This window comes from Dietzia sp. SL131, from assembly GCF_026672565.1.
GTDB classification, from domain to species: Bacteria; Actinomycetota; Actinomycetes; order Mycobacteriales; family Mycobacteriaceae; genus Dietzia; species Dietzia kunjamensis.
Map to the genome: position 1 here is coordinate 2,471,287 of NZ_JAPPRI010000003.1, position 23,923 is coordinate 2,495,209.

Here is a 23,923-nt window from a genome sequence, read left to right on the forward strand (position 1 = left end):
CGGTGAAGCTGGCAGTTGCCTGGCAGCTTGTGTCGGTGGTCGCCGCCGCGTCAGTCCCGGGCGCGCGGCAGCCGCACCCGGAATGTCGCACCCCGCCCCGGGCTGGTGTCGACCCCCACCGTCCCGTGGTGCGCCTCGACGAGAGCCTGCACTATCGCCAGCCCGAGCCCGCTGCCGCCGGTCGTGCTGGTCCGTGAGGCGTCCGCTCGGTAGAACCGCTCGAACGCCCGCGCCGCCTCCTCCACAGCCATCCCCGGCCCCGAGTCGGCCACCTCGAGCAGCGCGTCGCCCGCCTCGGTGCCCACCCGAACGGTCACCGGGACGCCTGCCGGGGTGTGGCGCAGAGCGTTATCCACGAGGTTTCCCAGCACCTGACGCAGCCGCACCTCGTCGCCCAGGACCTCCGGCGTGCCGGGGCCGTCGATGACCTCCAGCCCGATCGTCCTGTCGGGGGCCAGCACGCGGGCGTCGTGGACGGCGTCCGCCGCCAGCGACAGCAGGTCCACCCGGTCCCGAGCGATCGGGCGCTGCTCATCCATCCGAGCGAGGGTGAGCAGGTCCTCGACCAGCACGCCCATTCGGCGGGCCTCGGACTCGATGCGCCGCATGAGACGGTCGGTGTCGTCGGCCGCGCCCTGACGGTGCAGCTCGGCGAACCCGCGGATCGTGGTGAGCGGGGTCCTCAGGTCGTGGCCGGCGTCGGCGACGAAGCGCCGCATGGCCGCCTCCGACTGACGCGCGGCGGCCGCGGAGTCGCGTGCCGCGTCCTCGGCTCGGGCGGCGTCGGCCATCGAGGTCTGGATGCGCGCCAGCATTTCGTTGACCGCCACCGCGAGCGTGCCGACCTCGGTGCGCGGATCGCCCTCGGGCACCCGGCGGGAAAGGTCGCCGCCCGCGATCGCCGCCGCCGTGTGCTCCACCTGACGCAGCGGCCGCAGACTCCTGCGGACCGTGAGATAGGCGGCCAGCGCGAGCGCCACCAGGATCGCCGCCCCGATACCCACCTGCAGGCGCACGAGCCGCTGCACCACCGCGTGGTTCTCCGTCAGCGGGGTCGCCACCGTCACCGTCTCACCCTCGGGCCCGTCGAACCGCAGAGCCCGCCACGGCGCCGAGCCGTCCTCCTCGGACGGCACGGTGGCCGGCTCCCCGACTTCGAGACCGTCGACCACGGGGGCGGAGTCCTCGTCGTTGATCTCCACCACCTCCGCGCCGCCGGCATCGCGGACCTGCACGTAGAAGCGGCTCGGCGGGCTTTGCGGGCCGGGCGCCCGCGCCGGCGGCGGCGGGTTCGCGGGCAGCTCGCCCGAGGGCCGGGCCCAGCCGCGCTCGGCCTCGTGCAGCGCGGCGTCGGTGCGGGCGAGCATCGATGCGTCGAGCGCCCGGGTCACCGCCACTCCCGACCCCACCAACGCAAGCGCGGTGAGCGCCACCGCGAGCAGGACCAGGCTCACCCGCAGAGGCAGGCGGCGCACGGCGGGCACCCCCGCTGCCGGCCGGTCGGCCGGCATCAGCGCGGCTGGCGCAGGACGTACCCCACGCCCCGGATAGTGTGGATCAGTCGCGGTTCTCCGGTGTCGAGCTTCTTGCGCAGGTACGAGACGTAGGACTCGACCACCCCGCCGTCGCCCCCGAAATCGTAGTCCCACACGTGGTCGAGGATCCGCGCCTTGGACAGCACCGTCCCCGCGTTGAGCATGAGGTAGCGCAGCAGGGCGAACTCGGTAGGCGAGAGCGCCACCGGGTGGCCGGCCTTGTAGACCTCGTGGGTGTCCTCGTCCAGCTCCAGGTCGGCGTACGTCAGCCGCGCACTGCGCTCGGCCGCCGACAGCGTGCCGGTACGCCGCAGGATCGTGCGCAGCCTGGCCACCACCTCCTCGAGGCTGAACGGCTTGGTCACGTAGTCGTCGGCACCCAGCGTCAGACCCGCGACCCGGTCCTCGATCGCGTCCCGGGCCGTGAGGAACAGCACGGGGGCGTCGCAGCCGTCCGCCCGCAGCCGCTTCACCGCGTCGAACCCGTCCATGACCGGCATCATCACGTCGAGGATCACCGCATCCGGACGGAAGGTGCGGGCCCTGTCGATCGCTTCCGCACCCGTGCGGGCCGTAGCCACCTCGAATCCCTGGAACTTCAGGGAGACCGAGAGCAGCTCGACGATGTTCTCCTCGTCGTCGACCACCAGCACCCGGGCCTCTGGTGCGGCGGCTCCGGCGGCATCTGGACCGGCAGCAGGGCGGGGCATCGGGGCGGTGTTCACGGTTCTCAGTATGGCGGCTGTTCCCACGAGTCCCCGGCGGATTCGCTGGGAGATTCCTGTGTGCCACAGGTCACGGGTGGCTGGCGAGCATCACCGGTCAGGCGTCGACGGCGGCCAGCCGCTTCTCGTCGATGGTGCGGTCGAAGACGAACGCGTACAGCAGCCCCGCGCCGACGGCCGTGTAGGGCCAGACGAAGTAGACGATCACGCCCATCGCCATGGACAGGCCCCACAGGGTGGAGTCGCCGGCTTCGGCGAGGACCGACCACAGCACCAGAACGGACAGGCCCGCGCAGTAGGCCACGATCGCGATCGAGGAGGGCTTGTCCCAGGTGCCGTTGGAGCGCAGCGAGCCGAGCAGCATGGTGGTCACGGCGAACAGCGGGACGGCGAGGAACACCATCTGCCAGACGTCGAAGATCATGCCGAGCAGGGCGAAGGCGGCTACGCCGACGAACACGTGGATCAGGGTGCCGGCGCGCTTGTGCTCGGGCACGGGGACGCCGGCGCGGTCGAGTGCGGCGAGATCAGACATGGTCGGGCCTTTCGGTGGTCGCGGGAGCCGAACTGGAGGTGGTCGCGGTGGCGGTCGCGCCGGCGAGCGCGCCGTCGGTGCGGGCGCCCGGGCCGCCGTAGAGGAATCCCAGGGTGGCGTCGGGATGTCGGTTGGAGGTGACCAGCGAGATCCCGTAGAAGAGCAGGATCGACACGAGCAGCGAGATGCCGCCGACCTGCATGTACTCGGGCACGGTGATGACCTCGCGCGCGGCCAGCGAGCTGATGACCAGGTTGCCGACGATCGCGAAGATGACCGTGACGGTCGCCGCGGTGGCGGTGGCGCGCTCCCAGTAGATCGACATGACCACCGGGCCGAGAATCGCCGCCGCGAACGCCGCCCAGCCCAGCGCCCCGAGCAGGAACACCACCTGCGACAGGAACAGGGTGAGCAGCACCGAGAGCACGACCAGTGTCAGCGTGGCGATCCGGCTCCATAGCAGTTCACGGACCACGCGGACGCCGAACGCGGCGGGCAGGTCGCGCATCATCGACGAGGCGCCGATGGTGATGAAGCTGGAGGCCGAGGACATGATCGCGGCGAGTAGGCCGGTCAGCGCGATGCCGCCGACGATCGGGTGCGTGACCGAGTCGAGGAACCATATGGCGGTGTCGTCGATGTTCTCCAGTTCGGGGGCGTCGCCGGTGATGGTCATCGAGCGGGTGGCCAGGCCGATGCCGACCGAGAACAGGGTTGTCACCGCGTAGGCGATGCCGGCGACCGCGGCGCCCCACTTGAGCTGCGTCATGTCACGGAGCATGAGGAACTTGGTGAGCAGCTGCGGCTGCCCCACAGCACCGACGAAGATCAGCAGGCCGAATGCGAAGATGTAGGTGGGCGACTTCACGCCCTCGATCGCGAGCATCTCGGCGCTGGTCGTGGAGATGGTGTCGAGCATGGGAACCCAGCCGCCGGCCATCTGGACGGCGAAGAAGAACAGTCCGACGGACATGACCACCATGAGCACGCCCTGGATGAGGTCGGTCCACACGGCCGCGAGCATGCCGCCGGCCATCGTGTACGCGGCCACGACGAGCGAGCCGATCCACGCGCTGGTGGACACGGAAGTCCCCAGCAGCAGGGAGATGATCACGCCGATCGCGGTGACCTGGGCCGTCATGTAGGCGACCGAGGCGATGAACACCGCGACCGACATGGTGGCGTGCGAGGTGCGGTCCTGGAAACGGATGCGGATGAGGTCGGGCACCGAGTAGACGCTGTGCTTCTTGCCGATCCAGTTCAGGCGGCTCCCGAGGAGAAACCAGGCGACGGCGAAGCCGAACGGTGCGAACAGCCCGACGGCGATGAGTGCCTGGAAGCCCCACGCGTACGTCTGCCCGGTGCCGCCGACCATGCCCCAGCCGGACTGGATGGACGAGAAGCTGGCGATGGCCATCACGAAGAAGCCCAGCGACTGGCCCGCCACGAGGAATTCCTTGGCCGACTTCATCTTGGTGTTGGCCCAGGCGCCGATGGCGAACATGAGCACGAAATAGACGATGACCACGCCTATCACTACGGGATTGTTCATTTCGTGTCCTCTGAGTGGGTGGCACGCAGGTGCGCGCGGCGGATCTTGCCGGTGTTGGTGGTGGGGAGTTCGTCGAGGAAGACGACCTCCCGCGGGTACTGGTAGAAGGCCAGGCGTTCCTTGACGAAGGCCTGGATCTCGGCGGCGAGGTCGGCGGTGTGCTCGGCGGTGCGGTCGACTCCCTCCGCGGGGACGACGTACGCGACGATCGCCTCTCCGCGCAGCTCGTCCGGCACGCCGATCACGGCCACCATCTCGACGGACGGGTGGCGCAGGATCTGGTCCTCGATCTCGCCGGGGCCCACGCGGTAGCCGGCCGACGAGATGAGGTCGTCGTTGCGGCCGGAGAACCAGAAGTTCCCCTCGTCGTCGACCTTGGCGAGGTCCCCGGTGTGCAGGACGCCGTCGGCGGTCTTCTCCGCGGTCTTCTCGGGCGCGTTCCAGTAGCGCAGGAAGGCGTTCGGGCTGGGCAGTTTCACGCAGATCTCGCCGACCTCCCCCGCCGCGACCGGCTCGCCGAGGTGCTCGCCAAGGCTGTCGAGCAGCACGAGGTCGAACCCGGGCGTGGGGCGGCCCATCGAGCCGGGCGGGGCCTGGAACTCGGCGTGACACGTGCCCACGATGAGATTGCATTCGGTCTGGCCGTAGATCTCGTTGACCTGCACGCCCAGCGCTTCGCGCGCCCATTCGGCCACGGCCTCGCCGAGCGCCTCGCCGCCGGAGAACGCGGCCCGCAGCCCGGTGCGCGAGTAGTCCACGTCGGAGGCGCGCATCATCTTGAGGATGGTCGGCGGCAGGAATGAGCAGGTCACGCCGTGTCGACGGAGGATGTGCTCGACGGTCTCCGGGCTGGGCCGCCGGGTGGAGGCGACCACGGGCACCCCGCTGTAGAGGCTGGGCAGCAGCACGTCGAGCAGCCCGCCGGCCCACGCCCAGTCGGCAGGCGTCCAGAACACGTCACCGGACTCGCCTGACTCGCCGGCCGTCGAGCGCCGCGGGAACCCGTCGAGCGCGCGGACCACGCCGGGCATGTGGCCCAGTACGACCCGGTGCCCGTGCAGCGCGCCCTTGGGCTGGCCGGTGGTCCCGGAGGTGTAGATGAGCAGCGCGGGGTCGTCGGGTCCGGTGTCCGCGACGACGACGGCAACGTCGGGCTCCTCCGCCACCGCGAGCGGCAGCACGGTGAGCGCGCCGGCAGCAACGCCGGCTCCATCGGCGGCCGCCGCAGCGGACTCGTCGATCGCCGGCGCCGTACCGGCCGCGTGCATCGCCCCGGCGACCGGCGACGTCGCGTCCGGCACCGCATCGCCGGTGACGAGGACGGTGCGCAGCTCGGGCAGCTCGGTGAGTTCGTCGGCCAGGAGGGCGTAGCAGTCGGCGTCGAACACGGCCGCGACCGCTCCGGAGTCGCCCATGCGGAACAGCGCCGCCTCGGGACCGAACTTCACCGACAGCGGCACCGCGATGGCGCCCATGAGGTACGCGGCCATGTGCGCCACGGCGGTCTCGGCGGACTGCGCGCACATCACGGCGACGCGGTCACCCTCGCCGACCCCGCGCTCCCGCAGGAACGTGATGAGCCGGCGGGCGCGCTCGCCGAGTTCGCCGAAGGTGGTGATCTCCGGTGGGTCGTCCCCGCGGTCCACCACGATCGCGGGTGCGTCCTGGGGATGTGCGTCCATGCACGCGGCGCCGATGTTGAATCGATCCGGGATCTCCCAGTGAAAGCCCTCGGGCCGCAGTGGCGGACTCCACGGGCGCCGCTTTGTGATCTCGTTCACGTCGTCTGGCATGCCCTGAACCGTAGGAGTGGCTTGGACCACATACAATGGGGATTCCCCCTAGCTTCGGAGTGTGCCCATGTCTGAATCTCCATCCACCCCGTCCACCTACGAGTTCCTCACCCTCGAGGTCACCGACGGCATCGCGCTGGTCACCCTGGGCCGGCCGCCGGTCAACGCCCTGTCCCGCGCAATGCAGGAGGAACTCCGCGCGGTGGCCGGCGAGGTCTCCGGCCGCGACGACGTCGACGCCGTGGTGTTCACCGGCAGCGAGCGCGTGTTCGCCGCCGGTGCCGACATCAAGGAGATGCGGAACATGCCGTATGCCCGGATGGTCGCCGAGGCCCGCGAGCTGCAGTCCGCGTTCACGGCCGTCGCCGCGATCCCCCAGCCCACCGTCGCCGCCATCACCGGCGCGGCCCTGGGCGGTGGCATGGAACTGGCCCTGTGCTGCGACCGGCGCATCGCCGAGGACAAGGCCAAGCTCGGCCAGCCCGAGATCCTGCTCGGCATCATCCCCGGCGCCGGCGGCACGCAGCGCCTCACCCGGCTCGTCGGCCCGGCCGTGGCCAAGGACCTGTGCCTCACCGGCCGCACGCTCACCGCCGCCGAGGCCCTCGAGCTGCGCGCGGTCGAGGAGGTCGTGCCGGACGGGCAGGCCACCGCCCGCGCCCTCGAGTGGGCCCGGCAATTCGTCGGCGGACCCCGCATCGCGCTGCGAGCCGTCAAGGAGGCCGTCGACCGCGGTATCGAGGTGGACCTCGACACCGGCCTGGCCATCGAGCGCGCCCTGTTCGCCGGGCTCTTCGCCACCGAGGACCGCGAGATCGGCATGCAGTCGTTCATGGACTCGGGCCCCGGCAAGGCGCAGTTCACCGGCCGCTGAACCCCGCTCGAGCCATGGCCGTCGACCTCGCCCTGGGGCTGCGCGACATCCTCGACGCCTCCGCCGAGCTCGCCTCGGCGGAGGACGAGGACGCCGTGCTGCACATCGCCATCCGCCGGGCCCGCCAACTCGTGGGCACCGACCTGGCGTACGTCATGCTGCTCGACCCCGAACGAGGCGACACCTACATGCGGATGGCCGAGGGCGCCACCAGTCCCCGGTTCGACACCATCCGCCTGGGCATGGGCCTCGGCCTGGGCGGGCAGGTCGCCGAGGCCATGGCACCCCGCTGGACCCGCAACTACCTGGCCGACGAGCAGTACACCCACGTCATCGACCCGATCATCCGCGACGAGGGCGTCAAGGCGATCCTCGGCGTCCCCGTGCGCACCCACGGCCGGCTCACCGGGACACTGTTCACCTCCGACCGGCGCGAACGCGCCTTCTCCCAGGACGAGATCACCCTCGTCGCCCTGCTGGCCGACCAGGTCTCCGCCGCCCTCACCGCCGCCGAGCGCGCCTCCCGCCGCCAACGCGACCTCGACTCCACCCGCGACGCCCTCGACATCGCCCACGCCGAGACCGCGCGCCTGTCCGCCACCGTCGACCTGCACGAACGGCTCACCCGGCTGGTCATCGCCGGCACCACCGTCCCCGAGATCGTCGACCTCGTGGTGGACCTCGAGGGCGGCACCGCCGCCGTGTTCGACCTCGCTCACCGGGATATCGGCTCTGCCCGCTCCCCCGAGGGACCGCCCGCCGACCTGCTGCGGCAGGTGTTGGCCGAGGTCGGCACGGATTCCGAGCGATCGACCAGTGCGGTCACCCGGTCTGTGGACGGCCACCTCGTCGTCGTCACCCCTGTCGTCACCGGACCCGACCACCTCGGGTACGTCACGTTCGCCAGCCGCGGCTCCGTGCCCGCCATCCGGCCCGTCCTGGCGCGCGTGAGCTCGGTGATCGCGCTGATCCTGCTGGGGCACCGCGCGCGCGACGAGGCCGACAACCGCGTCCGCGGCGAGCTGCTCGCCGAGGTCCTGGCGCCCGGCGAGCACGACCTCGACGCCATCGCCCGGCGAGCCGCCCTGCTCGGGGTGGACGTGGACGCCGACCTCGTGGCGCTGGTGATCACGCCCGATGGCGCCCGGATGACGCGGGCGCTGGAAACCGAGTGCCGCTCCCTCGCCCGCGCCGACGACGGGCTGGTCACCACCTACGGCGACCGCGGCGTGATGCTGCTCCCCGGCACCGACGCAGGCGCCACCGCCCGCGACGTCGCCGCCCGACTGGCCGCGCACCGGGCGACCGTCGGCGCGTCCGGGCCCATCGCCGGGTTGGCCGGGCTTGCCGTGGTGGCCGGGGCCGGTGGGCTGGGCGACCACGTCGAGCGGGCCGGACGCGCCGCGCGACTGCTCATTGCGCTCGACCGGGCCGGCGACGGCGCCGCCACCGACGAGCTGGGACTGTACGGGCTGCTGTTTAGCGAAGTCGACCGCGAGACCGTCACGCAGCTCATCGAGCGCAACCTCGGCCCGGTGCGCGACTTTGACCGCACCCGCGGCACCGCGCTACTCGAGACGCTCGAGGCGTGGTTCGGCGCCGACGGCAGCCCCTCCGCCACCGCCGAGCGGCTGTTCGTGCACGTCAACACCGTGTACCAGCGGCTCGATCGGCTGGACCAGGTGCTGGGCACCGGCTGGCGCCGCGGCGACCGCGCGCTGGAGCTGCGGCTGGCGCTGCGGTTGGCGGAGTTGCGGAGGGCGTGAGGTGCGGGGGCCCGACCCAGACCTGGGGTGCCCTGAACGGGCCGTGCAGGGCACCCCAGGTCAGCGGCGGTTTCGACGCAATGCGGCAGGGGCCGGCTGTCCGGCGGCAGGCTCAGACGACGGTGCCCGGCACGACCACGGGGTCGACTGCCGGGAAGTTGCTCTTCGCGTAGCCGGCGATCGATCGGATGCCCGCGATGTTGATCGTCCCGCCCACGGCTGCGCCCGCCACGGGCACGACCTTGACCAGGTTGATGGACCCCGTGGTGCCGAACTTGGTGACCAGACGGAAGCCCACCGCCTTGTTGATCTTGGTCAGGACAGCGCCCGGAACCCTTTTCAGGGCCGCGACGGCCGTCTTGGTGCCGATCTCGACTCCGGCCTTGGACATCGCCTCGACACCGGCGGATCCGATCAGCGACACCGCGATGACACTGCGGACCTCCTCGCTGTGAACGTCATATCCGCGCAGGTGTGCGACCGCCGCGATCATGCGGGTGGCTCGCGTGTAGAAGACGGTGACATCCGTGGGAATGGCCACCGCCATCGTGGCCAGCCCACCGAGTCAGGACACGAACCCCGACGCGCCCACGACCCTGGTGTGCGTGGCGATGATCCGCTTGATGGCCTTTTCGGCGTCGCCACCGGAGTGCTTGAGTGCCTCGGCGGCGATGGTCTCGGCACCCTTGACCGGTCCGAAACCGTTCACTCCCGAATCGAGGATGAAGTTGATGGTGGCCGTGGCCGCCGTCTCCATATCGCCTTCAGAGATCGACTTGGTGATCTCCTTGACACGCTTGGGTTGGGCAATCGCCATGAGGGGGCGCCTTTCGCACAGGCCTGAGGGAACGGTTCGCTCTCACTGCGGCCGATCAGTGAGCCCGCGGCGCCGGGGAGGGAGTCTCGGCGCCGAGAAGAGAACAAGCAGTCTTTGCCCCGAGCGGTTAACGGTGTCGACAATTCGGTGTGGGACGCGCGCCCGCGGCGTGGCCGGTCCGACCCCTCTGACCTGGGGTGCCCTGAACGGGCTGAGCAGGGCACCGCAGGTCAGAGGCGGTATGTGCGGGCGGCGGCCCGGATGCAGGCGGTGGCGTGGGCGCGCGGGCGCGGAGTCAGATCGCCAGTGCCGCCGAGACCTCGTGGGCGGCGGTCGCATCAGAGGCGCCTGAGTGCGAGATCCGCCCGGACTCGATGACGTAGTAGACGTCCGAGGCACGTAGCGAGAAGCCCACGTGCTGTTCGACGAGCAGGACCGAGAGGTCGCCGCGGGAGGCGAGATCCACGATGATGCGCTCGATCTCGGCGACGACGTTCGGCTGGATGCCCTCGGTGGGCTCGTCCAGCACCAGCATCCGGGGTTCGGTGATGAGCGTCCGGGCGATCGCCAACTGCTGCCGCTGGCCGCCGGAGAGCAGGCCGGCCTTGCGGTCGAGCAGCTCCTTGAGCGCCGGGAAGAGGTCCAGCGACTCGTCGATCAGCGCCTTGCCGCGCTTGCGCCCATCGGCGACGAGCTGCAGGTTCTCGGCCGTGGTGAGCTGGGTGAACGACTGCTGCCCCTGCGGGACGTAGCCGATCCCGCGGGCCACCCGCGCGTGCGGACGCAGGGAGGTGATGTCCTCGCCGTCGAACTCGATCGTGCCGCCCTTGCACGGCAACAGTCCCACCGCGGTCCGCAGCAGCGTCGTCTTGCCCGCGCCGTTGTGACCGAGGATCGCAGCCACTCCCCCGGCCGGAACCTCGAGGTCGACACCGTGGACGACCTCCGAGCCGCCGTAGCCCGCGCGGACGCCGGTCATCTTGAGCAGTGCGGTCATCGTGGGGTCTCCTCGGTCTCGTCTGCCAGCTCGGTGCCGGTCGCGGCGGCGGTGCCCAGGTAGACCTGCTGCACCTTGGGGTCGGCCTGGATCTCGGCGACGGTGCCCTCGGCGAGCACCTTGCCCGCGGCCAGGACGGTGACGGTGGTGGCGAAGGCCCGCATGAAATCCATGTCGTGCTCCACCACCACGACGGTGCGGTCGGCGGCGATCCGCTGCAGCAGTTCCCCGGTGGCCTGCCGCTCCTCGGCGCCCATCCCGGCGACGGGCTCGTCGAGCAGCATGACGTCGGAGTCCTGCACCAGCAGCATGCCGATCTCCAGCCACTGCTTCTGCCCGTGCGCCAGCACCCCGGCTTTGGTGCCGGCCAGGTGCTCGAGCCCGATGGTCTCCAGCGCCTCGGTCACCTTGTCCTCCCGGCCGTGGCGGCGCCGCAGCAGGGTGAGCGGGCCGCGGCGGGCGCCGGCGGCGATGTCGAGGTTCTGCTCGACGGTGAGGTCCTCGAACACCGACGCCGTCTGGAACGTGCGGCCGATGCCCATCTTGGCGATCTTGTGCGTCTTGAGCCCCAGCACCGGCTGGCCGGACTTGTCGACGGTGCCGGTGGCGGGCACGAGCCCGGTGATCGCGTCGACGACGGTCGTCTTGCCGGCGCCGTTCGGGCCGATGAGGAAGCGCAGGTCGCCCTGGATCAGGGTGAGGTCGACACCGTCCACGGCCTTGAATCCGTCGAACCTCACCGTCAGGTCGCGGACCTCGAGGTAGGTGCCTGCGCCTCCTTCACCGGAGCGAGTGCGGGCGGACGCGCGGGCGGCGGAGCCGGGCAGGCCGATCTCGGCGCCGGTCAGGGTGCCGGCCGACAGCGCGGCACCGATGCCGAAGGCGGTGGACGGGGTCATCGGGACTCCTCGGGGGAAGCGGCGCCTGACGCCGTCGCATCGGGTTCAGGTTCGGCGGTGCCGGTGGTGGCGGGCCGGTCGGAGGTGGCGGAGTTCGTCGTCGTCGTGGTCGTCGTGGTCGGCTCCTGGCCCTTAGCGCGCCGACGTCGCATCACGAACAGCGACGCCAGGCCGCCGGGCAGGAACCCCACCACCACGATGAACAAGATGCCCTGCAGGTAGGTCCACTGCGACGGGTAGGCCTCGGAGAACGCGGTCTGCGCCCACGCCACCCCGATCGCGCCGAGCACCGGGCCGAGCAGGGTGGCGCGGCCGCCGATCGCGACGCCGATGAGGAACGCGATCGAGGGCGCGATACCGATCGCCGACGGCGAGATGATCCCCACGATCGGCACGAACAGCGCCCCGGCGAGCCCGGCGGCGAACGCGGCCACGGCGTAGGCGAACGACTTGACCATCGCCGGGTCGTAGCCGAGGAACCGCACGCGCTCCTCCTGGTCGCGGACGGCCACGAGCAACTCGCCGAACCGGGAATTCATGAGCTGCCGCACCAGCAGCACCACCGCGAGCAGCGCGCCGCCGGCGAGGAAGTACAGCATCCGCCGGTTCGCGGGGTCGGACAGCGCGAAGCCGAAGAACCCGGTGAAGCGGTTGAGGCCGTTGGAGCCGCCCAGCTCGGGTCGACTGACGAGGAAGATCGCGGCCGCGGCGGCCAGGGCCTGCGAGAGGATCGCGAAGTAGGCGCCCTTGACCTTGCGGTTGAATACCAGGTAGCCGAACCCGAACGCCAGCAGCGGCGGGACCAGCAGGATCACCGCGAGCGTGAACCCGGGCGAGGCGAACGGCACCCAGTACCCGGGCATCTCGCGCATCCCGGCGATCTGCATGAAGTCGGGCAGCGCGTCGGCGCCTCCGCGGTCGCGGGCGTCGGAGATCTTGAGGAACATCGCCATCGCGTAGGCGCCCACGCCGAAGTACACGCCCTGGCCGAGGGTCAGCATGCCGCCGCGCCCCCACGCCAGACCGATGCCGCTGGCGACGATCGCGTAGCAGAAGAACTTGGCCAGCAGGCTCAGCCGGAAGTCGCTGAGCAGCGCGGGCGCGAGGCCGAAGATGATCAGCGCGGCCACCGCGAGCGCGGCCCAGAACATCCACCGTGGCCGCTCGGCGTCGCCGGTGAGCAGGCGTCGGGCGCGGGTGCTCCGGGGCGGCGAGGCCGCGGGATCGGGGGCGGTGGTGGCAGCGGAGTCGGCGGAGTCGGCGCCGCCAGCCGCTCGGGTGACGGAGATGGTCTTGGTCATGCCAGGCTCCTGGTCTTGACGGCGAACAGGCCCTGCGGTCGCACCTGCAGGAAGAAGATGATGGTGACAAAGACGAGGACCTTGGCCACCGAGGCGGTGGTGGAGTACTCGAAGAACGAGTGGAGGACGCCGAGCGCGAACGCGGCGATCACGGCGCCCCGCAACTGGCCGAGACCACCCACGACCACCACGAGGAACGCGTCGATGAGATACGACTGGCCGATCGTCGGGCTCGTTGAGCCTATGAGCGTGAGCGCCACCCCGGCGACGCCGGCCAGGCCGGAGCCGATGAAGAACGTCGTGATGTCGGTCCGGCGTGAGCTGATACCCGACGACTCGGCGAGGTCCCGGTTGAGGGTGACGGCCCGGATGCGGCGGCCCATGGGCGTGAACTTCATGGCGGCCATGACGGCGGCGACGCACGCGATGGCCAGGACGAAGATGAACACGCGGGTCAGCGGCACCGACGCGCCCAGCAGCTCGACGCTGCCGCGCAGGAACTCCGGCACCTCGACGTTGACGGCGGGCGCGCCCCAGATGTCGCGGGCGATCTGCTGCAGCACCAGGCCCACACCGAACGTGACGAGCAGGGTGTCCAGTGGACGGGCGTAGAGGCGCCGGATGAGCGTCACCTCGAGCAGCACGCCGAGCAGGCCGCCGACGACGAAACCCAGGGCCAGGGACAGCAGCAGGCTCATCCCAGAGGCGGCGGTGATTTGCTGGACGACGTAGGCGGTGTAGCAGCCGGCCATGATGAACTCGCCGTGGGCCATGTTGATGACGCCCATCTGGCCGAACGTCAGGCTCAGGCCGAGGGCGGCGAGCAGGAGGATGGAGCCGATGCTCAATCCGGTCGCGAGTTGTCCGATGAGGATGTCCACATCGGCTCCTTTCTCCGGGTCCCGCCCTCCCCCTCCCCCGCTCCCGACTGACGGGCCGGGAGCGGGGTGGGTCGGGCGGGGTGGGCGGGGCTGGGTGATCCGGGCTGACGGTCGGGCGTCAGTTCCCGGACAGGTCGCCGGCCCAGTCGTAGGACTCGAGGAACGGGTCGGGCTCGATCGCCTCGCCGGAGCTCCACACCTCGTAGATCAGGCCGTCGGGGCGGATCTCGCCGACGATCGCGGTCTTGGAGATGTGGTTGTTCTCGCCGTTGATGGTGACGGTGCCCTCGGGGGCGTCGAAGCTGACGCCGTCGGCGGCGTCCTGGATGGCGTCGACGGCGAAGGAGTCCGCCTTCTCGACCGTGTTCTTCCACAGGTAGACCGACGTGTACGCGGCTTCCATCGGATCGGAGGTGACGCGGTTCGCGCCGTACTTCGCCTTGAACGCGTCGACGAACGCGGTGTTCTCCGGCGAGTCGATCGTCTGGTAGTAGTTCCACGACGTCAGCTGGCCGTCGATGTTCTGCGCGCCGATGCCCTGGACCTCCTCCTCGGCGATCGACACGCTCACCACCGGGGTGTCCTCGGCGGACAGGCCGGCGTTGGAGTACTCGCGGAAGAACGCCACGTTGGAGTCGCCGTTGAGCGTGTTGAACACGGCGTCCGGGTTGGCGGTGCGCACCTTGTTGACGATGGTCGAGAAGTCGGTCGAGCCGAGCGGGGTGTAGTCCTCGCCGAGGATCTCGACCTCGTTGGCCTCGGCCCACGCCTTGATGACGCGATTGGCGGTCTGCGGGAAGACGTAGTCCGAGCCCACGAGGTACATGGACTCCACGCCCTGCTCCTTGAGGTACTCCAGGGCGGGGACGATCTGCTGGTTGGTGGTGGCGCCGGTGTAGAAGATGTTCTCCGACGCCTCGAGGCCCTCGTACTGCACCGGGTAGTAGAGCAACGCGTTGGCGTCCTCGACCACGGGCAGCATCGCCTTGCGGGAGGACGAGGTCCAGCCGCCGAAGATCGCGGCCACGCAGTCACTGGTGATGAGCTTCTGCGCCTTCTCCGCGAACACGGCCGGGTCGGAGGCGCCGTCCTCCACCACGGGTTCGATCTGCTTGCCCAGCACCCCGCCCTCGGCGTTGATCTGCTCGATCGCCAGCGCAACCGAGTCACGCACGGTCTTCTCGGAGATGGCCATGGTGCCCGACAGCGAATGCAACGAGCCCACCTTGATCGTGTCGCCGGAGGTGTCCACGCAGGACTCGGCGGCGGCCGCGGCGGTGTCGCCGGTCCGGCTTCCGCAGGCGGTGAGCGCACCCGCACCCAGGATCACGAGGCCGGCGGTGGCCAGTGCACGCCGGGTGCGGATCGAGCGCGGCGTCTGGCTCGCGCGAGCTGTCTTCCCAGAGGAGATGGAGGTGGAGTTCACGTGATTGACCTGACCTTCACTGACCGGCTGTCGAGTGCTCCCGCGGGCTGCGGGGCTCGAAGCGCGATGTGGATAAAGGTAAGGACATGATGTGAGTCAGCTGAGTCGCCGGTGTTTCGCCACCGTTGCCTCTACCTGCGTTGTGTGAACGCTGTGTGACGCAGGACCGCGGGTGGCCGGGCGCGGAGCGCGGTCAGCTCTTGCGCAGGTCCGGCGCCGGCGCACCGAGGAGATGCACTCGCGCGGCGGACCAGACCGCGCGCACCGCTGCCTCCACGTTCTCCTGCCCGCGGCCGAGCACCCGCAGCCAGGCGCCGCAGCCGTCGGGCAGGGTGCTCACCCCGCACCGCACCGCCGCATCAAGGCCATCCGAGTTCGGGGTCGCGGACCCGATCGCCTCGGCCGCGTCGCGCATGACCGCCGCGAGCTCCTCCGCCGGGCCGGGCGCCACGACGAACAGGGTCCCGATCGCGTCGGCGTCTCCTGTGACCAGCGGGTGGCCGGCCTCGTCGCGGGTGATGTGGGTGGTGTCCACGGCGAGCAGGGTGCCGCCGGGGCGAGAGATCTCCACGGCCGAGACGTAGGCGTCCACGTCCCAGCTCTCCCCGCGGGCCACGCGTCCGGCGGTGAGGACGTCGCCGGCGATGAGCACGGCGTCCTCGGGCACCTCGGCCCGCAGCTGCTGCTGGAACCTGCTGCCGCCGTACGGAATGAGCGGGTCCGGCAGCCACTCGCACACCGCGCCCTCGCCCAGCGTCAGGGAGACGGTCTGCGTGGCGTAACCGACGTCCATCCGGTGCACCCGGTTCGCGGCCTGCGTGGTGACCAGCGCCTGCGCGCCCTCGGCCAGACGGACCTCCATGTCCAGCCGGTCGCCGCCGACGATCCCGCCGCCGGTCGACATCACGTACACCGTCGGCATCTCGCGGAGGACCGGGTCGATGTACAGCGACCGCATCACCTGCAGCGGCGACTTCTGGAACCGTTCGGCCAGTACCGTGCGGCCGCGGCCGTCCCGGCGGAAGGCCAGGTCCAGCACGCCGACCTTGCCGGGCGAGCCGACGGGCAGCGCGCCGGGCCCGGACTGCGGTCCGGCGGCGACGGCGGGCCACACGAACCCCGGGTCGGCGGCCCGGGTCAGCCGGTCGCTCACCGTGCGGGCAGCAGTTCCACCCGGCGGGACTCGAAATAGTCGAGCACCTCGGCGATGCCGGTCCCGGAGAGGCAGTCGGTGAGCGCGACGGGCTTGCCCGAGCGGACGCGGTCGGCGTCCGAGGACATGATTCCCAGATCGCAGCGCACGTACTGGGCGATGTCGATCTTGTTGATCACCAGCAGGTCGCACTCGGTGATGCCGGGCCCGCGCTTGCGGGGCATCTTCTCGCCTTCGGCGGTGTCCAGGACGAAGACGAACAGGTCGACCAGTGCCGGCGAGAACGTCAGGGTGAGATTGTCGCCGCCGGACTCGTAGATGAGGGTGTCGACGTCCGGGTGGTCCTCGAGCATCTCCGCCCCCACCGCGAGGTTCATGGTGGGGTCGTCGCGCACGGCGGTGTGCGGGCACGAGCCGGTCTCCACGCCCACCACCCGGGCGGGATCGAGGACTCCGGCCAGGGTGCGGCGGACGTGCTCGGCGTCCTCCTGCGTGTAGATGTCGTTGGTGATGACGGCCGGGGTGCGTCCCCGGGCGATCAACTCCGGGACCAGCGCCTCGATGAGAGCGGTCTTGCCCGAGCCCACCGGCCCACCGATCCCGATCCGCAACACCTGCTGTGCCTCTGCCATGCAACGAACGCTAGTGCAGCCGTGTTTCGGCAGTGTTGCGCGGCGTACGCAGCGCGGCCCTGCCCTCGGCGGGATCCGCCCTGACCTGGGGTGCCCTGCACCCGTCCTTCAGGGCACCCCAGGTCAGAGCGCTACCGGGTACGCAGGTACTCCGGTCAGGAGGGTGGAGGCCGGGTCACGAGGCGAACAGCCGGGCGTCGGCGCGTTCGTGGTGGCAGGACGCCAGGTCCAGCACTGGCGCGAACCCGCCGAGTTCCTCCAGCGACCGGCCCACCGCGGCGTCGGCGACCTCGGCGATCACCGGAGCCGCCCCGCGCACCAGCGCCTGCGCGGTGCGGTGATCGGCCAGTCGCAGCCGCAGCGCGGCCCCCGACAGGCTGATGACCAACGCTGTGAGGTCTGCGGCCACGGCCTCCCGCCGGCTCAGCCCGCCGCGGGCGTAGACCACGCCCATGACCACCGACTGCGACCCCGGCGACCGGCGGGCCCGGACGTGGTCGTTCCATGCGGACACCACCGGGTCGTCGAGTAGCTCGGCGGCCAGGTCGAGCACCTGTTTGCCGGTGCGGGTGGCGCCGTCGCGGAACTCGCGGGTCAAGCGGGTGGCGTGCAGCCGCCGGTCGATGCGGGTCAGCGCGGCGAGCAGGGCCTCGGGATCGGCGGACGCGGTTTCGCCGGCGTGCTCGTGTGTGGCCGCCCAGGCGAGGGCCAGCGCGGTCGCCTCGGCCGGGCCGGCGGAGTGGCGCAGGATCCCGTGCACGGCCTCGGCCACGGACCGAGCCCCGGCCCCGGCGCCGCCCTCCACAGCGCCCAACTGCCGGAGCCCCTCGAGCCCGTGCGAGAGCGTGTACATGCCCGAGGGGAACGACGAGTCGGTGAACTGCAGGGCCAGCAGAAGCGTCGACAGTTCGGCACGGCCCGCGCCCTGCACAGGGCCCGCAGGGCAGCCGCCGGCCGCGTCGTCGTCGTCGTGGTCGTGGTCGTGGTGGTCGGTCATCACGCGAGGTAGTGCAGCTGGGCCAGCGGCAACGTGGTGGCGGGGGCGATGGTGGCGGGCTCGCCGTCGACGGTCACCACGTAGGTCTCGGGATCCACCTCGATCGTCGGGCAGCGGTCGTTGCGGACCATGTCCTTCTTGCCGATCCCCCGGCAGCCACGCACGGGCAGGCACGGCGAGATGAGGCCCAGCTCCTCGGGCACGCCCGCCTCGATCGCGGCAGCGGACAAGAACGTCACCCGCGTCGACTGCAGCGCCCCGCCGTACGCGCCGAACATCGGGCGGTAGATCACCGGCTGCGGCGTGGGCAGCGACGCGTTGGGATCGCCCATCGGCGCCCACACGATCATCCCGCCCTTGATGATCAACGACGGCTTGGCGGCAAACGAGTCGACCGGCCACAACACGAGATCGGCGAGCTTGCCGGGTTCGACCGAGCCGAGGTGGTCGGCGATGCCCGCGGCGATGGCGGGGTTGATGGTCATCTTGGCGACGTAGCGCAGGACGCGCTCGTTGTCGTTGCGGTCGCTGTCCTCCGGCAGCGGGCCCCGCTCGACGCGGCAGTGGTGGGCGGTCTGGAACGCGCGCTGCCACGACTCCCCGATCCGGCCCATGGCCTGCGAGTCCGACGAGAAGATCGAGATGATCCCCTCGTCGTGCAGGACGGTCTCGGCGGCGATCGTCTCGGCGCGCACGCGGGAGTCGGCGAAGCTCACGTCCTCCGGGATGTCGTGCGACAGGTGGTGGCACACCATGACCATGTCCAGCAGTTCGTCCACCGAGTTCACGGTGTACGGCAGCGTCGGGTTGGTGGAGGCGGGCAGGACGTTGGGCTCGCCGCACACCCGCAGGATGTCGGGGGCGTGGCCGCCGCCTGCGCCCTCGGAGTGGAACGTGTGGATGGTGGAATCGCCGAACGCGGCACGCGTGTCCTCGTAGAAGCCCGACTCGTTGAGGGTGTCGGTGTGGATCGCGACCTGCACGTCGTACTCATCCGCGACCTCCTGCACGCAGCGGATCGCCGCAGGCGTGGTGCCCCAGTCCTCGTGGATCTTCAGCCCCGCCGCGCCTGCCACGATCTGCTCGACCGCCGACTCGGGCTGCGACGTGTTGCCCTTGCCCAGCACCCCGATGTTCACCGGCAGCCCGTCGGCGGCCTGCAGCATCCGCCCGATGTTCCACGCGCCCGGCGTGCAGGTGGTGCCCTTGGTGCCCTCGGCCGGGCCGGTGCCGCCGCCGAACAGGGTGGTCACGCCGTTGCTCAAGGCTTCCTCGACCTGCTGTGGCGCGATGTAGTGGATGTGGGTGTCCACGCCGCCGGCGGTGACGATCTTGTGCTCACCCGCCACCACCTCGGTGCCGGGCCCGATCACCAGCTCCGGATGCACCCCGTCCTGCAGGTGCGGGTTGCCTGCCTTGCCCACGGCCACGATCCGCCCGTCGCGCACACCGATGTCGCCCTTGACCACACCGAGCACCGCGTCGACGATGATCGCGCCCGTGATCACCAGGTCCAACGCGCCCGACGCCCGCGTGCCCGCCGGGTCCTGCGCCATCCCGTCGCGGATCGCCTTGCCGCCGCCGTAGACGGCCTCGTCGCCGTAGCCGCTGCTGCCGTCGGTGGTCACCGCGTTGTGGTCGGTGGCGATCTCGATCACCAGGTCGGTGTCGGCCAACTGAAGTCGGTCGCCGACCGTGGGTCCGTAGATATCGGTATAGGTGGCGCGCGGGAGCACGGTCGGCGGGCCCTCGGCTGCGGGCACAGCGTCCGGGGCGGGCGCGACCTCGTCGTCGTCGTTGTTGTCAGGGCTGTCGCCGCCCCCGCCGCTGTGCAGGAACCCCCGGCGACCATCCGCTCCAGCGCGCGCTCGCGCACGGCCGGGTCGTCGAGCGGGCCGTCGACCAACCCGGAGAACCCGTGGCACACGCGCTCGCCCGCGAAGTCGACCAGTCGCACCGTCCGCGTCTGGCCCGGTTCGAAGCGCACCGCCAGGCCCGCGCCGATCGCCAGGTGCCGCCCGTACGCCGCGAGCCGGTCGAAGCGCAGCTCCCGGTTGGCCTCGAAGAAGTGATAGTGCGAACCCACCTGGACGGCGCGGTCGCCGGTGTTGGTCACGCGCACCTCGATGGTCGCGCGGCCGGCGCCCAGCTCGATGTCCCCGTCGCCGTAGAGGTAGTGCACCGAACCGGACATGTGTGGCTCCTGGGGTCGTCGGGGTGGGGTGAGTCGGGGTGGAGTGGCTGGGGTGGCTAGTGGGAGTGGGTGTAGACGGAGCCGTCGGCGGCGACGTGCGAGTGGGCGTACCCGTGGCCGTCCTCGGCGTCGAGGGCGGCGTCGATGCCGTCGTCGCCGTGGTCGAGCCGGTGCACGGCCTCGCGGACGCGGGTGTCGATCACGCTGCGCAGCACGGCCGGGCCGAACAGGTGCTCGCCCTCGCCGGGCAGCTCGAGTCCGGTGACCGGCGCGGGGGCGAGGGTCGCCGAGACCAGCACCGGCCGTCGGCCGCCGAGGGCGCGGACGCGCTCGAGCCCCTCGGCGAGGTCGGGATCGGGTTCGTCGCCGCCGTGGAACGCCACCTCGACCAGGCCGGGCTGCCCGTACTGCCGCGCGAGCCGGGCGAGGCGGTACAGCTCGGCGTCGGCGAACGGGTCGATCGCGCGGCTCACCAGAAGCGCCGAGCACACCGCGCCGTGCCGCCGGATCACCGCGCGCAGGCGGGTGACGAGCATGGTCGCGTCGCCGAGCGGCGCCGCCAATGCCACCGGGCCCATGGAACCAGCGGAGCCCGGGGCGAGCCGTGCGCGGTCGGTGCTGCCCCGGACGTCGCGCAACGTCCGGGAGCAGTCGGCGACCATCGCGGGCGCGCGGCCGAACGTCATGGGGACGACGACGACGACACCGGCACCCTCTCCCGCCGAATCCGGTCCCCCGGGCCTTCGCGCCTGCTCCTCCACCAGGTCGGCCAGGTCGCGGCCCGGCCGTGCGGCGGGGATGTCCAGGTCCGGCATCTGCTCGGACTCCGGGCCCAACGCGAGGACGATCCGGGCGGTCGCCGGGTCGGTGGGCTCGTGGCCGTGCTCGTGGGCGTCGCCGTGCCCGTGGGCGTCGCCGTGCCCGTGGCCGCTCACGCGCTCTGCTCCACCGGCCCGATGGGGTCGTGCACGGTGACGAGTTTGGTCCCGTCGGGGAATGTGGCCTCGACCTGGATCATCGCCAGCCGCTCGACCACGCCGTCCATCACCCGGCCGGCGTCGAGCACCTGCCGGCCGAGGTCCATGCACTCGGCGACGGTGCGGCCGTCGCGGGCGTGCTCGACGATCTCCCACGAGATGAGCGCGGTGGCCTCGGGGACGTTGAGCAGCACCCCGCGCTCGAGCCTGCGGCGCGCGACCTCGGCCGCGGTGAACAGGGTGAGCTTGTCCAACTCGCGGGGGGTGAGCTTCATCCTGGGGTCCTCTCGTGCTCGGGCGGCGGCGCGTCGACGCTTCTGAACGCTAGCGACGTTGTGTGTCGGCAGTGTTACTTGGTTCCGGCCCGGCCCTTCCTCCCGCCGCGCCCTCGCCGCGCCCTCGCCGCGCCCTCGCCGCGCGAGCCCCTGACCTGCGGTGCCCTGCGGGCGGCGTGCAGGGCACCGCAGGTCAGGGCGCCGGGGCCGATTGTTACGCCGTGTTACGACTGCCGCGTCGGCGGTGTTCCGGGCCCCTGCCGCTGCGATGATGAGCCCGTGCCCGAGACCACCACACCCCCCGTTTCCTCTAATTCTGCCGAGACCGTCGATCCCGCCGTGAGCGGATTCGATGCCGCGCGCACAGAGGAACTGATGCCGGTCCTGACCGAACTCTCCGGGTCGAAGACCTGGGCGCGCGCGGTGTTGGAGGGGCGGCCGTACGGCTCCCGCGACGCGCTGCACGCACGGGCCCGGCGGGTTCTCGCCGAGCAGAGCGACGCCGAGGTACTGGCCGCGGTCGACGCGCATCCGCCGATCGGCGCGGGTTCGGGCGGCGCGGGCTCGGGCGGCGCGGGCGGCGGCGCAGACACGGGCGCGCCCCGGGAGGTCGGTCAGGCCTCGGCGCGGGAGCAGAGCGCAGCCGCCACCGCGGACGCCGAGCTCGCGCGCCGGCTCGCCGAGGGGCAACGTCGGCACGCCGAGCACTTCGGCCACGCGTTCCTCGTGTGCGCGACCGGGCTGTCGGCCCGGGACATCGTGGCCGAACTCGACCGGCGGATCGACCTCACCCCGGCAGAGGAGCTCGCGACCACCCGTGACCACCTGGCCGCCATCAACGCCCTGCGGCTGGACCGACTGCTCGAGACCGGAGCCCTCTGATGTCGCTGAGCACCCACGCCCTGGACACCGCCACCGGCACCCCGGCGGTCGGCCTGGGCTACCGGCTCACCGACTCCGCTGGCACTGACCTCGCCTCCGGGGTCACGGACGTCGACGGCCGGGGCCCCGATCTGGCGCAGGTCGAGGTCGGGGCCGGGGTGTACCGACTGGCCTTCGACACGGGCGGCTATCACCGGGCCGCCGGAGTGAGCGGCTTCTACCCGGAGGCGGTGGTGTGCTTCGAGGTGACGGACCCGGCCGCGCACCACCACGTGCCGCTGATCCTGTCGCCGTTCGGGTACAGCACCTACCGCGGATCCTGAGGCGCGGGGCTCTCCGACGCTCTGACCTGCGGCGCCCTGCACCGGGCCTGCAGGGCACCCCAGGTCAGTGCCGGTCAGCGTCCGATGCCCCGCCGGGCGCACTGCTCGCGCAGATCCGCGGCCAGGGCCCGCTCGTCGGCGGTGACGAGCTCGAAGTCCCGCACCACCACCTGGCCGCCCACCACCACGTGGCGGGGCCGGCGCCCGGGTGCGGCCCACAACAGTCCTCGGATCGGATCCGCGACGCCGGCGTCCGCGACCCCGCTGACGTCCCACACCACCAGATCCGCCGCCGACCCCGGGGTGAGCCGGCCCAATTCGGGGCGCCCCAGGCCGTCGGCGCCGCCGGCGGTGATCATCTCCAGCACCTCGAGCGCGTCCAGAGGCCTACCGGCGAGCGGGGCGACCTGTATCGCCAGGCGCGCGTCGGCCAGGAGGTGTCCGGCGTCGTTGCTGCCACCGCCCGAGGTCCCGAGTCCCACGGTCACCCCGGCGTCGCGCAGTCGGGCCACCGGCGCCACGCCCCACCCCATCGGAAGATCGCAGGCCGGGGCATGGGTCGCGGTGACCCCGCTCCCGGCGATCGACGCGATCTCGGGGTCGGTGATGTCGCAGAGGTGGGCGAGGGTGACGTCGGGGGCGAGCCAGCCCCACTCCTCCAGCAGGTCCAAGGGGCGACGGCCGTACAGTTCGGCGGCCCGGGCCACGTCGACCTGCTCGTTGGCCTGGGTGCGCCGCCGCAGACCGAGCCGGCGCGCGACCTCCCCCATGGCGGCGAAGGTCGCGGGCCCGTCTGCGTGCACACCCGACGGCCCCACGGCCAGCTGGCGCATCCCGTCGGCGGTGGTCCCGCCGGACGCGCCGGGCAGGTGCGCAGCGTGGATCGCCTCGACCGACGCCGCTGCGGCATCCGGGTCGTCTCCGGCGGTGCCGCGGACGAAGGCCAGTCGCGATCCCAGCGCCTGCGCGCCGGCGTACGCAGCACCGGCGATCTGCATGGGGTCCGCGCCCGCCGGCCAGGTGAGGTGGTGGTCGGCCACGGTGGTGACGCCGCACAGCAGTGACTCGGCCAGCGCCACGCGGGCGGACAGTTCGACCAGCTCATCGTCGACCCGCGCGGCGACGTAGGCCTCGCGCATCCGGGCCAGCCACACGGCCATCTCCACGCCGCGGGTACCGGGCAGGGTGCGGAACGCGCTCTGCAGCAGGTGATGGTGGGCGTTGACCAGGCCCGGGGTGACGACGCCGCCGCCAGCGTCGAGGGTCTCGACCACGGCAGCGCCGTCGGGCGCGGCGGCGATCCGCCCGTCCACGCACTCCACCGTGGAGGCGTCCGCCGACTCGAGCCCCGGCGACCAGACCGCCGAGGCACCGGTCACCCGCAACACC

General features: G+C 71.6%; 22 protein-coding genes and 1 pseudogene. 4 read left to right on the forward strand and 19 right to left on the reverse strand.

What is annotated here, in order from left to right; all coding sequences use genetic code 11:
- Window positions 1-50: 50 nt before the first annotated feature.
- The 5 genes from OVA21_RS12555 to OVA21_RS12575 all read right to left on the reverse strand — a co-directional run bounded on the left by OVA21_RS12555 (window position 51) and on the right by OVA21_RS12575 (window position 6,140).
- Window positions 51-1,484, reverse strand: coding sequence for a HAMP domain-containing sensor histidine kinase (locus tag OVA21_RS12555; protein WP_326493481.1), 1,434 nt, complete (start codon window positions 1,482-1,484; stop codon window positions 51-53).
- Between the two features lie 26 nt (window positions 1,485-1,510).
- Entirely contained in the window at window positions 1,511-2,245 is a 735-nt protein-coding gene (locus OVA21_RS12560; RefSeq protein ID WP_268093149.1) for a response regulator transcription factor, read from the reverse strand.
- 112 nt (window positions 2,246-2,357) lie between these two features.
- Complete coding sequence (locus tag OVA21_RS12565; RefSeq protein WP_268092526.1) at window positions 2,358-2,795, reverse strand: hypothetical protein; 438 nt, start codon at window positions 2,793-2,795, stop codon at window positions 2,358-2,360.
- The gene (locus tag OVA21_RS12570) at window positions 2,788-4,347 is read right to left on the reverse strand and encodes a sodium:solute symporter family protein (RefSeq protein WP_268092527.1); all 1,560 of its coding nucleotides are present in this window, start codon (window positions 4,345-4,347) and stop codon (window positions 2,788-2,790) included. The genes OVA21_RS12565 and OVA21_RS12570 overlap by 8 nt, the downstream gene beginning before the upstream one ends.
- A complete protein-coding gene (locus OVA21_RS12575) occupies window positions 4,344-6,140 on the reverse strand; it encodes an AMP-binding protein (RefSeq protein ID WP_268092528.1) in 1,797 nt (598 codons plus the stop codon). Before OVA21_RS12575 ends, OVA21_RS12570 begins: the two co-directional genes overlap by 4 nt.
- A 67-nt stretch (window positions 6,141-6,207) precedes the next feature.
- Between OVA21_RS12575 and OVA21_RS12580 the strand changes: the two genes are divergently transcribed.
- On the forward strand, window positions 6,208-7,014 hold the full coding sequence (locus OVA21_RS12580) for an enoyl-CoA hydratase/isomerase family protein (RefSeq protein ID WP_268092529.1): 807 nt from the start codon (window positions 6,208-6,210) through the stop codon (window positions 7,012-7,014).
- Window positions 7,015-7,028: 14 nt separating this feature from the next.
- Complete coding sequence (locus OVA21_RS12585; protein ID WP_268092530.1) at window positions 7,029-8,780, forward strand: helix-turn-helix domain-containing protein; 1,752 nt, start codon at window positions 7,029-7,031, stop codon at window positions 8,778-8,780.
- Window positions 8,781-8,892: 112 nt separating this feature from the next.
- Here the strand turns inward: OVA21_RS12585 and OVA21_RS12590 are convergent, their stop codons facing one another.
- The 13 genes and pseudogenes from OVA21_RS12590 to OVA21_RS12655 all read right to left on the reverse strand — a co-directional run bounded on the left by OVA21_RS12590 (window position 8,893) and on the right by OVA21_RS12655 (window position 21,329).
- Window positions 8,893-9,321, reverse strand: a complete 429-nt coding sequence (locus tag OVA21_RS12590; RefSeq protein WP_268092531.1) for a hypothetical protein — start codon at window positions 9,319-9,321, stop codon at window positions 8,893-8,895.
- A gap of 24 nt (window positions 9,322-9,345) precedes the next feature.
- Complete coding sequence (locus tag OVA21_RS12595; RefSeq protein WP_268092532.1) at window positions 9,346-9,597, reverse strand: hypothetical protein; 252 nt, start codon at window positions 9,595-9,597, stop codon at window positions 9,346-9,348.
- A gap of 295 nt (window positions 9,598-9,892) precedes the next feature.
- Window positions 9,893-10,594 (reverse strand): urea ABC transporter ATP-binding subunit UrtE, encoded by a 702-nt coding sequence (gene urtE / locus OVA21_RS12600; RefSeq protein ID WP_083249765.1) that lies wholly within the window; start codon window positions 10,592-10,594, stop codon window positions 9,893-9,895.
- Window positions 10,591-11,493, reverse strand: a complete 903-nt coding sequence (gene urtD / locus OVA21_RS12605) for an urea ABC transporter ATP-binding protein UrtD (RefSeq protein WP_119192222.1) — start codon at window positions 11,491-11,493, stop codon at window positions 10,591-10,593. Before urtD ends, urtE begins: the two co-directional genes overlap by 4 nt.
- Window positions 11,490-12,644 carry an urea ABC transporter permease subunit UrtC gene (urtC, locus tag OVA21_RS12610; protein ID WP_268093151.1) on the reverse strand — a complete coding sequence of 385 codons (1,155 nt, stop codon included), beginning with the start codon at window positions 12,642-12,644 and terminating at the stop codon, window positions 11,490-11,492. Before urtC ends, urtD begins: the two co-directional genes overlap by 4 nt.
- A 146-nt stretch (window positions 12,645-12,790) precedes the next feature.
- Window positions 12,791-13,675, reverse strand: a complete 885-nt coding sequence (gene urtB / locus OVA21_RS12615; protein WP_268092533.1) for an urea ABC transporter permease subunit UrtB — start codon at window positions 13,673-13,675, stop codon at window positions 12,791-12,793.
- Between the two features lie 118 nt (window positions 13,676-13,793).
- The gene (gene urtA / locus OVA21_RS12620; RefSeq protein WP_420197500.1) at window positions 13,794-15,041 is read right to left on the reverse strand and encodes an urea ABC transporter substrate-binding protein; all 1,248 of its coding nucleotides are present in this window, start codon (window positions 15,039-15,041) and stop codon (window positions 13,794-13,796) included.
- Between the two features lie 253 nt (window positions 15,042-15,294).
- Window positions 15,295-16,254, reverse strand: a complete 960-nt coding sequence (locus tag OVA21_RS12625) for an urease accessory protein UreD (RefSeq protein WP_268092534.1) — start codon at window positions 16,252-16,254, stop codon at window positions 15,295-15,297.
- Entirely contained in the window at window positions 16,251-16,886 is a 636-nt protein-coding gene (ureG, locus tag OVA21_RS12630; RefSeq protein ID WP_061228858.1) for an urease accessory protein UreG, read from the reverse strand. Before ureG ends, OVA21_RS12625 begins: the two co-directional genes overlap by 4 nt.
- Window positions 16,887-17,061: 175 nt before the next feature.
- Entirely contained in the window at window positions 17,062-17,883 is an 822-nt protein-coding gene (locus OVA21_RS12635; RefSeq protein WP_268093153.1) for an urease accessory protein UreF, read from the reverse strand.
- Window positions 17,883-20,077: pseudogene (gene ureC, locus OVA21_RS12640) on the reverse strand (urease subunit alpha). The gene OVA21_RS12635 and the pseudogene ureC overlap by 1 nt, the downstream one beginning before the upstream one ends.
- Before the next feature lie 56 nt (window positions 20,078-20,133).
- A complete protein-coding gene (locus OVA21_RS12650) occupies window positions 20,134-21,012 on the reverse strand; it encodes a hypothetical protein (protein ID WP_268092537.1) in 879 nt (292 codons plus the stop codon).
- Window positions 21,009-21,329, reverse strand: a complete 321-nt coding sequence (locus tag OVA21_RS12655; protein WP_067713537.1) for an urease subunit gamma — start codon at window positions 21,327-21,329, stop codon at window positions 21,009-21,011. Before OVA21_RS12655 ends, OVA21_RS12650 begins: the two co-directional genes overlap by 4 nt.
- A gap of 339 nt (window positions 21,330-21,668) precedes the next feature.
- Here OVA21_RS12655 and OVA21_RS12660 point away from each other — a divergent pair, with 339 nt between their 5' ends.
- Together OVA21_RS12660 and uraH are read left to right on the forward strand one after the other, a co-directional pair.
- Window positions 21,669-22,211, forward strand: a complete 543-nt coding sequence (locus OVA21_RS12660; RefSeq protein WP_268092538.1) for a 2-oxo-4-hydroxy-4-carboxy-5-ureidoimidazoline decarboxylase — start codon at window positions 21,669-21,671, stop codon at window positions 22,209-22,211.
- Window positions 22,211-22,534: a hydroxyisourate hydrolase gene (uraH, locus tag OVA21_RS12665; protein ID WP_067713539.1), complete on the forward strand. Its 324-nt coding sequence runs from the start codon at window positions 22,211-22,213 to the stop codon at window positions 22,532-22,534. The genes OVA21_RS12660 and uraH overlap by 1 nt, the downstream gene beginning before the upstream one ends.
- A 74-nt stretch (window positions 22,535-22,608) precedes the next feature.
- On the opposite strand, the gene OVA21_RS12670 is transcribed toward uraH, so the two are convergent.
- Complete coding sequence (locus tag OVA21_RS12670) at window positions 22,609-23,913, reverse strand: amidohydrolase family protein (protein ID WP_268092539.1); 1,305 nt, start codon at window positions 23,911-23,913, stop codon at window positions 22,609-22,611.
- Window positions 23,914-23,923 lie beyond the last annotated feature (10 nt).

Bases quoted from the DNA above. Each gene is read 5' to 3' on its own strand.
- OVA21_RS12560 (WP_268093149.1), bottom strand. From the start codon at position 2,245: ATGCCCCGCCCTGCTGCCGGTCCAGATGCCGCCGGAGCCGCCGCACCA.
- OVA21_RS12565 (WP_268092526.1), bottom strand. From the start codon at position 2,795: ATGTCTGATCTCGCCGCACTCGACCGCGCCGGCGTCCCCGTGCCCGAG.
- OVA21_RS12570 (WP_268092527.1), bottom strand. From the start codon at position 4,347: ATGAACAATCCCGTAGTGATAGGCGTGGTCATCGTCTATTTCGTGCTC.
- OVA21_RS12575 (WP_268092528.1), bottom strand. From the start codon at position 6,140: ATGCCAGACGACGTGAACGAGATCACAAAGCGGCGCCCGTGGAGTCCG.
- OVA21_RS12580 (WP_268092529.1), top strand. From the start codon at position 6,208: ATGTCTGAATCTCCATCCACCCCGTCCACCTACGAGTTCCTCACCCTC.
- OVA21_RS12585 (WP_268092530.1), top strand. From the start codon at position 7,029: ATGGCCGTCGACCTCGCCCTGGGGCTGCGCGACATCCTCGACGCCTCC.
- OVA21_RS12595 (WP_268092532.1), bottom strand. From the start codon at position 9,597: ATGGCGATTGCCCAACCCAAGCGTGTCAAGGAGATCACCAAGTCGATC.
- urtE (WP_083249765.1), bottom strand. From the start codon at position 10,594: ATGACCGCACTGCTCAAGATGACCGGCGTCCGCGCGGGCTACGGCGGC.
- urtD (WP_119192222.1), bottom strand. From the start codon at position 11,493: ATGACCCCGTCCACCGCCTTCGGCATCGGTGCCGCGCTGTCGGCCGGC.
- urtC (WP_268093151.1), bottom strand. From the start codon at position 12,644: ATGTTCTGGGCCGCGCTCGCGGTGGCCGCGCTGATCATCTTCGGCCTC.
- ureG (WP_061228858.1), bottom strand. From the start codon at position 16,886: ATGGCAGAGGCACAGCAGGTGTTGCGGATCGGGATCGGTGGGCCGGTG.
- OVA21_RS12635 (WP_268093153.1), bottom strand. From the start codon at position 17,883: ATGACCGACCACCACGACCACGACCACGACGACGACGACGCGGCCGGC.
- OVA21_RS12655 (WP_067713537.1), bottom strand. From the start codon at position 21,329: ATGAAGCTCACCCCCCGCGAGTTGGACAAGCTCACCCTGTTCACCGCG.
- uraH (WP_067713539.1), top strand. From the start codon at position 22,211: ATGTCGCTGAGCACCCACGCCCTGGACACCGCCACCGGCACCCCGGCG.